The sequence below is a fragment of the Streptomyces sp. NPDC088554 genome (assembly GCF_044752945.1).
GTDB lineage: Bacteria > Actinomycetota > Actinomycetes > Streptomycetales > Streptomycetaceae > Streptomyces.
The window spans coordinates 33,300-45,857 of sequence record NZ_JBIVMF010000013.1; the positions used below are offsets into that span (position 1 = coordinate 33,300).

Below are 12,558 nucleotides of genomic sequence, written 5' to 3' on the forward strand. Positions count from 1 at the left end.
GCGCGTTCCTGAGTCATCCCGGCTGACCGTCCGACTGACCGAAACGGGGAACCACCATGCGTATCCGTCGTGCTCTCGCCGTCCCGGGCGCCGCCGTCCTCACCACGCTCCTGGCCGCCTCCGGTGCCCGGGCGGCCGTCGCCGCGCCCGCCGTCTGCGCCGAGGGCTCGGTCCGGGTGACCGCGTCGGCGGGCGCCACCGCCCATGTCATCCGGATCCGGGTCACCAACGAGAGCCGCGCCGCCTGCGTCGTCGACCGGATCCCGGCCGTCACCTTCGGGACCCTGGACGGCTCGGCCCGGCCCGTCCCGCCGTCGCGGTCCGCGCCGTACCGGCTCGCCGCCGGGGGCTCCGGATACGCGGCGGTCCGCACCCTCGACCCGGCGGCGGAGCAGTCCCGTACCGTCGCGGACGTGTACGTCGCGGGCGACCCGTCGCACCGCGGCACCCGGTTCATCGCGGCCTCGGTGGGAGCGCCCCGGGGCGTCCGGGTCTGGGACCCGGTCACCACGCTGTGGCAGCCCACCCGCGCGGCGGCGGACGCGGCGCTCGATCGCGCCACCCGCTGACCGGGACCGGCGGGCGCGCCGTGGCCGAAGATCGCCGCCCGGGGAAAGAAGATCGCGGCCCGGCGGAGTAGAGACACCCGACAGCGGCAATACGTACGGGCAGGACGTGTCTGACGAGGGCGGAGTGAGCGTGCTGCGGGACAAAAGGGACTCACTATCGGTGGCCGGGGCTCCATGCTGGGTGACGCTTCTCTCGCGTGAACTGCCCGCGTCCCAGGCGTTCTACGGCGATGTGCTGGGCTGGACCTACCGGCCCACCGGGCTGGGGGACGACTTTCGTGTCGCGCTCGCGGGCGGGCTGCCGGTCGCGGGCATAGGGGCGCCGGCCACCTCGCTCCAGGTCGCCGTCGCGTGGACGCCGTACTTCGCGGTGAGCGATGTGGACGAGGCCGCGGCCCGGATCAGGGAGCGCGGCGCGACCGTGGCGGTCGGCCCGCTCGCCTTCCACATGGGCCGGGCGGCGCTGGCCACGGACCCGGACGGCGCGGCCTTCGGGATCTGGGAGGGCCCCGTGCCCTCCGAGTGGGCGGTGGGGCGCGGGGCCGCGCCCGCCTGGCTGGAGCTGCGGACCCGCGACACCGACGACGCGGCGCGGTTCTACAGCCAGGTCCTCGGCTGGGCGCCCGAGACGGCGGACGGTTTCACCCTCGTCCGCGAGGAGGGTCACGCGGTGCTGCGGCAGGACGACCACACGGTCGCCAGGATCCGGGACGGCGCCGTACCGGCCGCGGCCGATCCCCGGCTCAGGCCCCGGTGGCATGTGTACTTCCGGGTGCCGGAGGTGGCGGACTCCGTCGCCGCGGCTCTGAACAGCGGCGGAGCCCTTGCCTCTCCGCGGGACGTGCCCGACCCTCGGGAGGCCGCTCTCCAGGAGGCGACGCTGCGCGATCCGGACGGCGCGCTGTTCACCGTGACGGCGGGCTGATCCGCTCACCGGCGCGACGGGTCCGTGTCAGGCGGCACGCTCCGGGGGGATCCCCTCGACCTCGAAGACGACCTCGTCCTCGTAACACCACCACCATGCCTCGCCCGGTTCGTACGAACGGATGAGGGGGTGCCCGGACGCCTTGTGGTGCGCGGTCGCGTGCTTGTTCCTGGACGAGTCGCAGCAGCCGATGTGCCCGCAGGTCTGGCACTCCCGCAGATGCACCCAGGTGTCGCCGAGCGCGACACATTCCGGACAGCTGTCCTGGCTGTCCGGGGTGACCTGCTCGACATCCGCGAGATGACTACAGATGAGCCCGCCGATCCCCGGTTCGCTGTTCGCCATCACGCCACCCGTCCGACCGCACAGGTCACCATCGATCAGTCGCCCCTTTTTTCACCGTACGACCCGTCCCGCGCCACCGCCAGCAGGAGGGGACCGGCAGGGGACCCGACCGCGCCTTGGCGGCGGTCCGATATCGGATAAGCCTGGATATTCCGGCCCGCACGGAGGCCGGACGGGGAGCGGGGGCACAGAGTGTTTTTTCGCGCGCGCGAAGCTGCGCCTTCCAGAAGTTCGACGACGAGGCGGACTTCAGGACGGTCGAGGTCCCGGGCGGTACGCAGTACACCGTGCTGACCTTCTCGCCGGCCAAGACCATCGGCGGCAACGCCACCACCAGTGAGGTACCGGCCGACGCATTCCCGTCCTGACGGCCGGCCTCCCGTTCCGGCAGCTCAGCGGGGGCTCCGCGCGTGGTCCACGGTCCGCGCGCGGAGCGCCGCGGAGAACTCCTCGGCCCGCGTCAGCCGGGCCCGCAGATCCGCGATGTGCTCCTCGGTGGCCCGCTCGAACGCGCCGACGCGCTCCAGGAGCGCGTTCCGCTCCCCCGGCTCCGGGGGGTCGTGGGCGTCGAGCCGGTCGGTGGCGGTGAGCAGCGCGTGGATCTCGTCCAGCGAGAATTCCAGCGCCCTCATCCGGCGGACGAACATCAGCCGGGCCGCGTCCGACTCGGTGTAGAGGCCGAGGCCGCCCTGGCTGCGGGCGGAGGGCGTGACGAGTCCGGCCTGTTCGTACTGGCGGACGGCGCCCAGGGACAGCTCCGTACGGGCGGCCACCTCGCCGATGCGCATGTGATGGGAGTACACGTGGGGGACTTCCCTTCCGCTCCGGGCGCGGATGCCGCCGCCGCGGACGGCACCGCGCTCTGCTCTGGCGTCAGGCTAGGTACCCCGGAGGCCGGAGCGGGCACGCCGCACCGGTACCGGCCCGGACACTCCCCCCGTGTGGACGCGGCCATACGGGACCGCCACTGTCAGGGCTTGTAGACCTTGCCCGGCTCCGGGGCGCCCGGCGCCAGCAGCCCGGAGACGGTGACGAAGGTGTAGCCGCGCTTCTTCGGTCCGTCGATGATGCCGGGGACGGTGCCGTCGTAGATGTCGTGCAGCAGGATGATGCCGTCGCGGCCGGACCGGTCGAGTACGCGCTTCTCGATCAGGGCGGAGTCGGTCGTCGAGCAGTCCTTGCGGTGGCGCTCCACCGGACCCGGGCGAGGCCGAGTTCCCGGCTCACCCCGGCGACCTGGTCGTCGGTACGTCCCTGGGGCGGGCGCGTCAGCGTGGGCCTGTGTCCGGTGATCCTCTCCCGTGGCGCCTTGGGTGCGGGTCGGTTCCTCGCGGATGCCGTCGTCGTCGAGTGTTCGACGGCATGGCGGAGTTCCCCCTCGTTGCGGTGGGCCGTGCCGTACGGTCCAGGGCGCGTCCCGAACCATACATATGGCGTATACATGCGTTTTATAGCGGAACGGGGCACGCTACGGCCGGGAACGCGCGGCGCCGCCCCGCCGTTCCCGTACGGGGTCTCCCGCCCGGGTTCCCCCGACACCGCCGCCCGGAGGACGACATGACGCAGCGGTCCGGCGGCTTCGAGCCGGCCACCGGCGACGGCCCGCCGTCCGCCGCCCCGCCCGGGGAGCGGGCCGCCGAGGTGCTGGTCGCGTTCGAGGGGCTGCTCGGGATCCGGCGCCTCACCCACACCGGGCCGGGCGATCCGGCGGCCGGGCCCGCGCCCTGGGAGCGGCACAGTCCGGTGCGGGCCGTCGCGCTGGCGCTGGAGGCGGCCGGTCTGGCGGCCTCGGCGGTGGACGGCTCGGGCGAGCGGGTCGCCACCGGGTTCCGGGTGGCCCCCGGGGAGCGGCCCGCGACCGTACGGGTGGAGTGGCTCGGCCCGCGCGGCGGGGGCGCCGCCCAGGGGAGGAGTCCGCGCTGGCCGAGTGCGCCGCCGCGCTGACCCGGCTCGGCTGGGAGGCCCTGCTGTACCGGGGGCCGCGGCGGCGGCGCTTCCTGGAGGTCGAACCGGGCCCCGTGTGAGGGCCCGGCCGGTCAGGGGTAGCTGACGAGAGGGGCCACGCTGGTGGCCGCGTCCGACGGGCCGCCCCTGTCGTTGATCACATGCCGGATGGCGCCGACGCCGCCGCCCAGGGACACGGTCACCAGGCTGCGGAAGCGCACTCCGTCCCGCTTCGGCGCTTCGAACGCGCGGTCGGCGACGACCTTCTTGTCGACGTTGAAGAAGCAGTAGCTGCCGAGGCCGACGGCCTGATGGTCCGTCACGGAACCGGCGACCTTGTAGGCGGGGTAGCCCCGGGTACGTCCGTTCATCCACGCCTTCTGGCCCGGCGGGTCGTACGGCATCTCGTTCTGGTAGAAGTATGTCCGGCCGCCGTTGGCGTTCCAGACGGTCTGGTGCTTCTGGTAGTGCTCGACGAACAGTCCGTACATCGTGACATCGGCGCCGTTCACGACCAGTCCGGTGTCCGCCGTGTTGGTCTTCCAGCCGACGCCCTCCCCGTGGTCGGCACGCCAGAGCCACAGATGGTCGCCGATCACATCGCGGCTGTTGACGACCAGGCTGGTGGCCGCCCGGCCCGCTCCCGCGCCGCCGATACGGAAGAACACGTCGTGCAGCGAGGTGGGGTCGGCGGTGTGGCGTGCCGTGGAGCCGTCGGGCCCGACCGTCATCAGGCGGCGGGAGGTGACCGTACCCGCGTCGATGAGCAGTCCGGCGATCTTCACCCCGTCCACGTCGGCGACCGTCATGGCGGTGACGCCGTTGTCCGGGATCAGGGTGGCGAGTCCGAGGCCGAGGACGACGGTGCCGGGGCGGGTGACCTTCAGGGTCTCGTCCAGGTGATGGACGCCGGGGGTGACGAGCAGGTGTTTGCCCGCCGCGAGCGCGGTGTTCATCTCCCGGGCCGTCGCGCCGGGCCTGACGATATGGAACCGGTCCAGCGGGACGGAGTCCCCGGCGGGGGCGGTGCCCGACCAGGTCGTTCCCAACGAGTGGTCCCGCAGCGCGGGGACGAACACCTGGTAGGCGCCGGCGTCGTCCACGTACAGGAAGGGCTTCTCGCGGACGCGCGGGGTCCGGGCGACGGTGGTGTGGGGCGGGGCGGGGAAGCTGTCCGGGGGCGCGTTGCGGACGCCGACGAAGACCATGTTCCAACTGCCGCCGTCCCACTTCGACCATTCGGTGTTGCGGGACAGCCACTGCTGCTGCGTACCGGAGACCACCGTGCCGTCGATCTTCGAGTCGGCCATGAAGCCGCCGCTGGCCCAGCCGCCGTCGTCCAGCGCGAGATCGCCGCGCACATGCATCCGGCGGTACGGAGCGGCCTGCGAGACCGCCCACCGGTCGGTGCCGGTGGTGGGGGTGACGGAGAGGTTCTCGGCGCCGCGCCAGAAGTTCTGGGTGGCGTTCTGCGGCGGAAACCAGTCGGCCTCGACATGGACGGCGCCGCGGATGTGGACGTCGTCCGGGGAGAGCCCGAGGCCGGCGACCTGGGTGTAGAAGCCGACGTTGACATCGGCGTCGTAGGTGCCGGGCCGGAAGAGGAAGGCCGTGCGCCCCTGGCCGAACTGGTCGGTCTCCTGCTTGCGGAAGGTGGCGTCCAGCCGGGCCTGGATGGTGGCGGCGGGCATCGACGGGTCGAAGACGACCACGTTCGGGCCGAGATCCGGGGTGCCCGGGGGCGGCGGCGGGGTGGCGGAGGCCTCCGTTCCGTGGCGGGCCTCGCGCTCCGGCGGGTCGGCGGGCGGCGCGCAGGACGCGCAGAGGACGGCGGTCAGCAGCAGGACGACCGGGGCGAGACGGCGGCGGAGCCGGGGACGAGGGGCTCCGCCGCCGTACGCGAAGCCGCTCGGAAGGCGCGCAGAGCCGTACGGGAAGCCGTGGGGGAAACCGCGGGGGAACAGGTTCATGAGGTCTCCTTGCCCGGTCGGGCGGCGGATCGCGCGAAGTCTCGGACGAAGTCCCACTTCTGCCGGGTCCTCCATGGGATACCTTGACCTGCACATGACCGTCATGACGCGTTCACACGGATGTGCCTTCTCCGTGGAAGGCTCCCGCTGAATCGTTTCTTCACGACCACCACAGCGCCACCCCCCACTCTGCGGCCGTGCGCCACGGTGGTCCCCCCGGAGAGGACAGCTCCCCCATGTCCCGTCGCCAACGTCCCGTCGGACGCCTGCTGATGGCCCTCGGCGCCACCGTCGCCGTACTCGCCACCACCGCGGCGGCAGCGCCGGCCGGCGCGCCGTCCGAGACCTCGGTCGCCGCCGCGCCCGCGACTTCCACCGCGGCCGTCGCCGCACTTGACGACACGTACTACCAGAGCGCCCTCGGCAAGAGCGGCACCGCGCTCAAGTCCGCCCTCCACACGATCATCAAGGACCAGTCCACGGTGACCTACGCCCAGGTCTGGGACGCGCTGAAGAACACGGACCAGGACCCCGCGAACTCCTCGAACGTGCTCCTGCTCTACACCGGCCGGTCCCAGTCGAAGTCGAGCAACGGCGGTAACACGGGCAACTGGAACCGCGAGCATGTCTGGCCCCAGTCCCACGGCGACTTCGGCACCGCGGCCGGCCCCGGCACCGACCTGCACCACCTGCGCCCGGAGGACGTCACGGTCAACTCCATACGCGGGAACAAGGACTTCGACAAGGGCGGCAGCGCCGTCTCCGGCGCGCCGGGCAACTTCACCGACTCCGACTCCTTCGAGCCGCGCGACGCGGTCAAGGGCGATGTCGCGCGGATGATCCTCTACATGGCGGTCCGGTACGAGGGCGGCGACTCCTGGGCCGATCTGGAGCCCAACGAGAAGGTCAGCAACGGCTCCAGCCCGGCGGTGGGCAAGCTCTCCGTACTGAAGCAGTGGAACGAGCAGGACCCGCCGGACACCTTCGAGAAGCGCCGCAACGACATCATCGACAGCCAGTACCAGCACAACCGGAACCCCTTCATCGACCACCCCGAGTGGGTCGAGTCGATCTGGTGACCCCGGCGGCGCCGCTGCCGTGAGTCGACTTCCTGGACATGTGTCTATACTTCATGGACACATGTCCAGTTCTGTTGTCCGACGACTCACGAGGTGTTCCGCTCATGCAGACAGTCGCCCACGTCCTGGTCGGCCTGCTGGCCGCGCTCCACGTCTACATCCTGGTGCTGGAGATGTTCCTGTGGGAGCGCGCGCCCGGCCGCAAGTTCTCCGGATTCGACGCGGAGATGGCCCGTAGGACAGCCGGCCTCGCCGCCAACCAGGGCCTCTACAACGGCTTCCTGGCCGCCGGAATGATCTGGGGCCTGATCGCCGCCGATCCGACCGGGTACCGGGTGCAGATCTTCTTCGCGGGCTGTGTGGTCGTCGCCGGGGTGTACGGCGGGATCACCGCGAACCGGCGCATCCTGCTTGCCCAGGCACTGCCCGGCGCGCTCACCCTGGCGGCAGTCCTGGCGGCGGGATGACCTCCGCCGTACCGGCGGGCGATCCCCGTACGGCCAGGACGCGGGCCCGGCTGCGGCAGGCGCTGTTCGACGAGTGCGCGGAGCGTCCGTTCGAGGAGGTCGGGGTCGCGGCCCTGGTGCGCCGGGCCGGGATGGGCCGGGCCACCTTCTATCTGCACTACCCCGATCTCCAGGCGCTGGCCGTCGACGCCTGCGCGGAGGTGGTCAGGGACGCGGTGGACGCCCTGCACGCCTGGCGGGGCATCCCCGATCCACTCGTACCACCCCCCTCGCTCCCGGCATTCTTCACCGGACTCGTCCCGCACACCGCGCTCTACCGGACACTGCTGCGCCCGGGGGGCAGCGGCCCGCTGGGCGAGCTGCTCCACCGCGAACTGCGCGAGTACAGCCGCGCCGAACGCGCCCTGGCCGGGGCCCCCGCACCCGAGCTGATCGCCTCCGCCGTGGCCGCTACCTTCACCGGGGTACTGGCCGACTGGCTGCACGGGCTGATCGAGGACACCCCGGAGTCCATCGCGGTCCGGGTCTGGCGGCTGCTGGTGGGACTGCACCGGATGCCCGTCACCTGAGCGGGTGACACAAACACCGTACGCCGCGCGGGCGTTCGACGGACCCGCACAAGCGCGGGTTTCCCCCACAGCCTGCGGCATATGCCAGAAGCACCACCGGATCGAGTGTTGCCAAACGTCTTACGGGTGTGGCACGCCTGTGCCACAGTCGTAACCGGTCCACCCTTCAGCCACAGGCAGCGCCGCGCCCGTAACGGAGTACGAGATGTCGTCCCCCCTGTTCGCGGACCGTCCCGCCCCGCAGCATTCCGAGCGGGGGACAGTGGACGCCCTGATCAGCCAGACCCGTCGGCTGCGCGGGGAGCTGGCAGCGGTCCGCCGGGACGCCTCCGTCGCCGAGGACGACGCCCTGTGGCGCTGGCAGCGCGCGCTCCGCGATCTGGCGGTCCATCAACTGGACGACCTCGGCAGCCACCTGGACCAGCTCAAGGCTGGACGGCCCGTCGGCTCCGTACCGGACGTCACCGGGGGAACAGCGCAGGACGGAGGCCCCCGTCCACTGCCCGGCCGGGTCGGCAGCTCCGAGTGGAACCTCCTCACCGACGAGGTGAGCTGGTCCGCCGAGATGTACGAGATCCTCGGGCGGCCCGTGGCGCGCGGCCCGATGACACTGGACGAGCTGCCGTCGCTGGTCTTCGCCGAGGACTCCGCGCTGTTCACCGCGATGGTGACGGACTGCCTGATCGACGGGAAACCCATCGACGGCGAGATCCGTATCGTCAGGGCCGACGGCCAGGTGCGTACCGTACAACTGCGGGCCGAGCCGGTCCTCGACGCCGACGGCTGCACCGCCTCCATGTGGGCGGTGCTGCGCGATGTCAGCGCCCTGCGCCGCGGTGAGCGCGCGGTGCTCGCCTCCCGGGACTCGCTCAGCCACCGGCAGCAGGCCGCCCGCACCGAGCACCGGTTCGCGCGGGAGCTCCAGGACGCGGTCCTGCCGTCGTGGCGCCGCTCGTTGCGGCTGTCGCTGAGCGGCCCGGCCGCGCTGGAGCTGGCCGCGTCCCGGCTGCCGTCCGAGCCCCACCCGCTGACCGGCGGCGACTGGTGCGACGCGCTCGGACTGCCCGGCGGCGAGGCGCTGCTGGCCATCGGCGATCTGACCGGCCACGGTGTGGTGGCGGCCTCCTCCCTGGCGATGCTGCTGGGCGCGGTGCGCGGGATGGGGATGGCCGGCATCGGCCCGGGGCCGCTGCTGGGCCATCTCAACCAGCTGGTGGACAGCTCGGAGCAGCCCGTGCTGGGCAGCGCGCTCTGCGCCCGCTACGACCCGATGACGGGGATGTTCGCCTGGGCACAGGCGGGACACCCCGCCCCGCTGCTGTTCCGCGACGGGACGGGGCGCGCGCTGACACCGCCGGACGGTGTCCTGCTCGGAGCGACCTCGGGGGCCGTGTACGAACAGGCCGAGGTCCGGCTGCGCCCCGGTGATCTGCTGGTGCTGCACACCGACGGACCGGCGCGTCCCACCGACGCCACCGGGACGGGGGCGTGGCGGGACCGGCTTCTCGCGCTGGCGCCCCGGCTGGCCGGGACCCGTAGCGCGCGGGAGTGTGCCACGACGGTCGTCGAGGAGTTCGGCCGGTCCGAACGTACCGATGACGCCTGTGTGATGGTCGCCAGGATCGGCGGCTGAGGCCGGGGACGGAGCGCGGCGGCCCGATCCGTCCGGAGACCGGCGGTACGGCGTCAGATGTCGGTCTTCCCCGCCCTCTTGTTCTTGCCGGGGCTGTTCGGCATGGCCAGCCGGATCTCCTCGCGCAGCTCCTTGATCCTCGGGTGCTCCGCGTACCGGTCGGTGAGCCGGTACATCTCCTTGAGCCGGTCCCAGGTGCGGTGCGAGGAGGTCTCCCCCATCGACACCAGCGCCCGCCGCGCGTAGCGGTCGGCCTGTTCGGGGTCGTCCGCGATGAAGCAGGCGGAGGCCAGCGAGATGTAGTCGAAGATCTTGGAGCGTTGCTGGAGCCCTCCGTCGCGCAGCTCCAGCGCCCTCTTGGCATGGCTCTGCGCGAGGGCCGCCGCCGCCGGGTCCCGTTCGGCGAGGGTGCGGTAGGCCAGCGCCTGCATGCCGTGCAGATCCGCCTCGTTGAACATCTGCATCCAGGAGGGCGGCGGGACATCACCCTTGTCCGCCACGAAGAGGTCCTCCGCCTCGCCCAGGGTGCGGCGCATGGCCTGGCCGCGCCCCATGGACGCCTGGGCCCATGCCTCGATCGTGCGCAGCATGGCGCGGGTCCGGGGGAGGTTCTCCTCGCCCGATCCCGACGCGGCGAGCTTCATCAGATCGAGCGCCTCGCCGGGCCGGCCCAGATGGATCATCTGCCGGGCCGCTCTGGACAGGGCTTCGCCCGCGCGGGGCCGGTCGCCGCCCTCCCGCGCGGCGTGGGTGGCGATGACGAAGTACTTCTGGGCCGTGGGTTCGAGGCCGACGTCGTGGGACATCCACCCCGCTAGTACGGCGAGATTGGCGGCGACGCCCCACAGGCGCCGCTGGAGATGGTCGGGGTGACGGTAGGCGAGCATGCCGCCCACCTCGTTGAGCTGGCCCACCACCGCCTTGCGCTGGAGTCCGCCGCCCCGGGCGGCGTCCCAGGCGCGGAACACCTCGACGGAGTGCTCCAGCGCCTCGATCTCCTGCGATCCGATGGGCGCGGCTTCGTAGAGGTCGTACCCGGCGGGTTCCATGTCGAGGGGATCGCCGAGGTGTGGGGCGTCGGACGAGAGTGCGGGGTCGGAGTGCAGCCAGTCGTGCATGGCGCTGGTGAGTACTGAGCCTGTGGTGAGCGCGGCACCCGCGCCCACCAAGCCGCGGCGGTTGAGCATGAGGTCCATTCCCGTGAATTCGGTGAGGACCGCTGCCGTCCGGTCGGGTGCCCAGGGGAGGGCGTCGGGGTTGTCCGCGCTACCGGCTGCCCGTCGTTTCCCCGCGCGACCGTTCCGTACGAACCCGAGGTCCTCGATGGTCACGACACGACCGAGCCGCTCGGTGAACAGGGCTGCCAGCACTCTCGGCACGGGATCGCGCGGGGTCTCCCCCATGTCTATCCAGCGCCTCACCCGCGAGGTGTCGGTGGCCAGCTGCGGGTGGCCCATGGCCGCCGCCTGCCGGTTCACCAGCCGCGCGAGTTCTCCCTTGGACCAGCCGGCCAGGCCGAACAGATCCGACAGGCGGGTATTGGGTTCCCCGCTCACATCAAGCCCCCAGGTTCTCGGCTGAGTTGACAGTAGCCCTCGGTCAGATGCGTGGCGACTATTCGCCAGGGTTCGCCAGGGTCCGCCAGATGGTGTGCCACCCGCTCGCCGGTGTCGGGTAGGAACGCGCCACCCCGGCCCGGCAGCCGGACGTACTCCCCAGGGTGCTCCCGCATCTGCCGGGGCGGGTGGCGCACGTAACTCGTCGGCGCACGAAGGGATCCGTACCGCCCATGTACACAGCATCGTCCTCCGTGTCGGCCCCGCCCCGCTCGCGTACGGTCACTCCCGGCAGCGGGCCGTACCTCGACCCCACCCACGCGGGGCGGACCCGGCTCCGGACGGGGACGGTCGCCGGACCGCTCAGCGGGAGACTCGACTTGTCCGGTCCCCAGGGCGCTCAGCTGCGGATGGCGATCACCGCGGTGCACCGGATCTGCCCGGAGTTCAAGCCGGTGCAGGTGCTGCGGCGCAGCGGCCGTTCCGTCCTGCTCGTCGGTTCCACCGGGCGTACCACCGCGGTCGCCAAGTGTCTGCTGGACCACTCGTCGGTCTGGACCGAGCGGTTCCGGCACGAAATAGCTGTCTACCGCGCGTTCGTCCGGCACCGCCCGCCCGTGCGGGTGCCCCGGCTGATCGCGGCGGACCCGGAGAGCTGTGCGCTGGTGATCGAGCGGATGCCCGGCAGGGCTGCGGCGCTGACCCGTCATCCGGTGCAGGCTCCGCCGCGTACGGACGTACGGACCGCGCTCGGCGCCATCGCCAGGCTGAACACCTGGCGGCCGCCGGCCGGGCTGTTCGACAAGCCGCTCGACTACGCGTCCCGGATCACGCACTATCACGAGCTGGGGCTCTTCACCGACCGGGATCTGGGGGACCTCCAGAAGCTGCTGCACGGTCTGGCCGGTGCCCGCCAGGGCGTGGGCCAGTTCTGTCACGGTGACGCCCTGCTCTCCAACATCCTGCTGTCACCGGCCGGTCCGGTGCTCGTCGACTGGGAGCACGCGGGCTGGTATCTGCCCGGGTACGACCTGGCGACGCTCTGGACGGTGCTCGGCGACGCCCCGGCGGCGCGGCGGCGGATCAGCCAGCTCGCCGCGGAGAACGGTCCGGCGGCGCGGGACGCGTTCCTGGTCAATCTGATGCTCATCCTGACCCGGGAGATCCGGATGTACGAGACGGCGGTGCAGCGCGCGCTGCGGGAGGGGCCGTCGTCCGGGGCCGTGCCGTCGGCCCCGGTCGCGGGGGGCGGTCTGTCGACGGGTGAGGAGCAGCGGCTGCTGCTGCGCCGGCTGCACGACGACTGCGCGATGGCGCGGCGTGCGGTACGGGCGGCGGTCGGTACGCGCTGACCGGGGCGCGGGGTGCCCCGGTCGCCGGAACCATTCGTTCCTTTACTCCTCGTCACCCGTGTTGACGTGCGAAATTCCCTCTGTGGCGCCTGATTGACGGATCGTTCGGCAGCCGGTACCTCTGGAGACGATCCGGCCCGTCAGGTACG

At 72.2% G+C, this 12,558-nt stretch carries 12 protein-coding genes and 2 pseudogenes; 9 read left to right on the forward strand and 5 right to left on the reverse strand.

Features of this window, described 5'->3' with window-relative positions; translation table 11 throughout:
- Window positions 1-56: 56 nt before the first annotated feature.
- Both ACIP8W_RS16870 and ACIP8W_RS16875 read left to right on the forward strand, forming a co-directional pair.
- The gene (locus ACIP8W_RS16870) at window positions 57-569 is read left to right on the forward strand and encodes a DUF4232 domain-containing protein (protein WP_401948375.1); all 513 of its coding nucleotides are present in this window, start codon (window positions 57-59) and stop codon (window positions 567-569) included.
- A 181-nt stretch (window positions 570-750) separates the two neighbouring features.
- Entirely contained in the window at window positions 751-1,494 is a 744-nt protein-coding gene (locus ACIP8W_RS16875; protein ID WP_401948372.1) for a VOC family protein, read from the forward strand.
- Window positions 1,495-1,521: 27 nt separating this feature from the next.
- Here the strand turns inward: ACIP8W_RS16875 and ACIP8W_RS16880 are convergent, their stop codons facing one another.
- Window positions 1,522-1,839 (reverse strand): UBP-type zinc finger domain-containing protein, encoded by a 318-nt coding sequence (locus tag ACIP8W_RS16880; protein ID WP_401948369.1) that lies wholly within the window; start codon window positions 1,837-1,839, stop codon window positions 1,522-1,524.
- 116 nt (window positions 1,840-1,955) lie between these two features.
- Between ACIP8W_RS16880 and ACIP8W_RS16885 the strand changes: the two genes are divergently transcribed.
- Window positions 1,956-2,207: a hypothetical protein gene (locus tag ACIP8W_RS16885; RefSeq protein ID WP_401948366.1), complete on the forward strand. Its 252-nt coding sequence runs from the start codon at window positions 1,956-1,958 to the stop codon at window positions 2,205-2,207.
- A 24-nt stretch (window positions 2,208-2,231) separates the two neighbouring features.
- Here the strand turns inward: ACIP8W_RS16885 and ACIP8W_RS16890 are convergent, their stop codons facing one another.
- Both ACIP8W_RS16890 and ACIP8W_RS16895 read right to left on the reverse strand, forming a co-directional pair.
- Complete coding sequence (locus tag ACIP8W_RS16890; RefSeq protein ID WP_401948364.1) at window positions 2,232-2,627, reverse strand: MerR family transcriptional regulator; 396 nt, start codon at window positions 2,625-2,627, stop codon at window positions 2,232-2,234.
- Between the two features lie 182 nt (window positions 2,628-2,809).
- Window positions 2,810-3,166: pseudogene (locus ACIP8W_RS16895) on the reverse strand (polysaccharide deacetylase family protein); the annotation flags it as partial.
- 230 nt (window positions 3,167-3,396) lie between these two features.
- Here ACIP8W_RS16895 and ACIP8W_RS16900 point away from each other — a divergent pair.
- Window positions 3,397-3,863: pseudogene (locus ACIP8W_RS16900) on the forward strand (hypothetical protein).
- Between the two features lie 12 nt (window positions 3,864-3,875).
- On the opposite strand, the gene ACIP8W_RS16905 reads toward ACIP8W_RS16900, so the two are convergent.
- A complete protein-coding gene (locus ACIP8W_RS16905; protein ID WP_401948359.1) occupies window positions 3,876-5,753 on the reverse strand; it encodes a coagulation factor 5/8 type domain-containing protein in 1,878 nt (625 codons plus the stop codon).
- 236 nt (window positions 5,754-5,989) lie between these two features.
- Here ACIP8W_RS16905 and ACIP8W_RS16910 point away from each other — a divergent pair, with 236 nt between their 5' ends.
- From ACIP8W_RS16910 to ACIP8W_RS16925, 4 genes are all read left to right on the forward strand, one after another.
- Complete coding sequence (locus ACIP8W_RS16910; RefSeq protein ID WP_402203508.1) at window positions 5,990-6,832, forward strand: endonuclease I family protein; 843 nt, start codon at window positions 5,990-5,992, stop codon at window positions 6,830-6,832.
- A gap of 104 nt (window positions 6,833-6,936) precedes the next feature.
- Window positions 6,937-7,299 (forward strand): DUF1304 domain-containing protein, encoded by a 363-nt coding sequence (locus tag ACIP8W_RS16915; RefSeq protein WP_401948353.1) that lies wholly within the window; start codon window positions 6,937-6,939, stop codon window positions 7,297-7,299.
- The gene (locus tag ACIP8W_RS16920; RefSeq protein WP_401948351.1) at window positions 7,296-7,868 is read left to right on the forward strand and encodes a TetR/AcrR family transcriptional regulator; all 573 of its coding nucleotides are present in this window, start codon (window positions 7,296-7,298) and stop codon (window positions 7,866-7,868) included. Before ACIP8W_RS16915 ends, ACIP8W_RS16920 begins: the two co-directional genes overlap by 4 nt.
- A gap of 205 nt (window positions 7,869-8,073) precedes the next feature.
- The gene (locus ACIP8W_RS16925; RefSeq protein WP_402203510.1) at window positions 8,074-9,501 is read left to right on the forward strand and encodes a PP2C family protein-serine/threonine phosphatase; all 1,428 of its coding nucleotides are present in this window, start codon (window positions 8,074-8,076) and stop codon (window positions 9,499-9,501) included.
- Between the two features lie 53 nt (window positions 9,502-9,554).
- On the opposite strand, the gene ACIP8W_RS16930 is transcribed toward ACIP8W_RS16925, so the two are convergent.
- Window positions 9,555-11,057, reverse strand: coding sequence for a hypothetical protein (locus ACIP8W_RS16930; protein WP_401948345.1), 1,503 nt, complete (start codon window positions 11,055-11,057; stop codon window positions 9,555-9,557).
- 233 nt (window positions 11,058-11,290) lie between these two features.
- Here ACIP8W_RS16930 and ACIP8W_RS16935 point away from each other — a divergent pair, with 233 nt between their 5' ends.
- A complete protein-coding gene (locus ACIP8W_RS16935) occupies window positions 11,291-12,409 on the forward strand; it encodes an aminoglycoside phosphotransferase family protein (RefSeq protein WP_401948343.1) in 1,119 nt (372 codons plus the stop codon).
- Window positions 12,410-12,558: the final 149 nt, after the last annotated feature.

Bases quoted from the DNA above. Each gene is read 5' to 3' on its own strand.
- ACIP8W_RS16870 (WP_401948375.1), top strand. From the start codon at position 57: ATGCGTATCCGTCGTGCTCTCGCCGTCCCGGGCGCCGCCGTCCTCACC.
- ACIP8W_RS16880 (WP_401948369.1), bottom strand. From the start codon at position 1,839: ATGGCGAACAGCGAACCGGGGATCGGCGGGCTCATCTGTAGTCATCTC.
- ACIP8W_RS16890 (WP_401948364.1), bottom strand. From the start codon at position 2,627: ATGCGCATCGGCGAGGTGGCCGCCCGTACGGAGCTGTCCCTGGGCGCC.
- ACIP8W_RS16905 (WP_401948359.1), bottom strand. From the start codon at position 5,753: ATGAACCTGTTCCCCCGCGGTTTCCCCCACGGCTTCCCGTACGGCTCT.
- ACIP8W_RS16910 (WP_402203508.1), top strand. From the start codon at position 5,990: ATGTCCCGTCGCCAACGTCCCGTCGGACGCCTGCTGATGGCCCTCGGC.
- ACIP8W_RS16915 (WP_401948353.1), top strand. From the start codon at position 6,937: ATGCAGACAGTCGCCCACGTCCTGGTCGGCCTGCTGGCCGCGCTCCAC.
- ACIP8W_RS16920 (WP_401948351.1), top strand. From the start codon at position 7,296: ATGACCTCCGCCGTACCGGCGGGCGATCCCCGTACGGCCAGGACGCGG.
- ACIP8W_RS16925 (WP_402203510.1), top strand. From the start codon at position 8,074: ATGTCGTCCCCCCTGTTCGCGGACCGTCCCGCCCCGCAGCATTCCGAG.
- ACIP8W_RS16935 (WP_401948343.1), top strand. From the start codon at position 11,291: ATGTACACAGCATCGTCCTCCGTGTCGGCCCCGCCCCGCTCGCGTACG.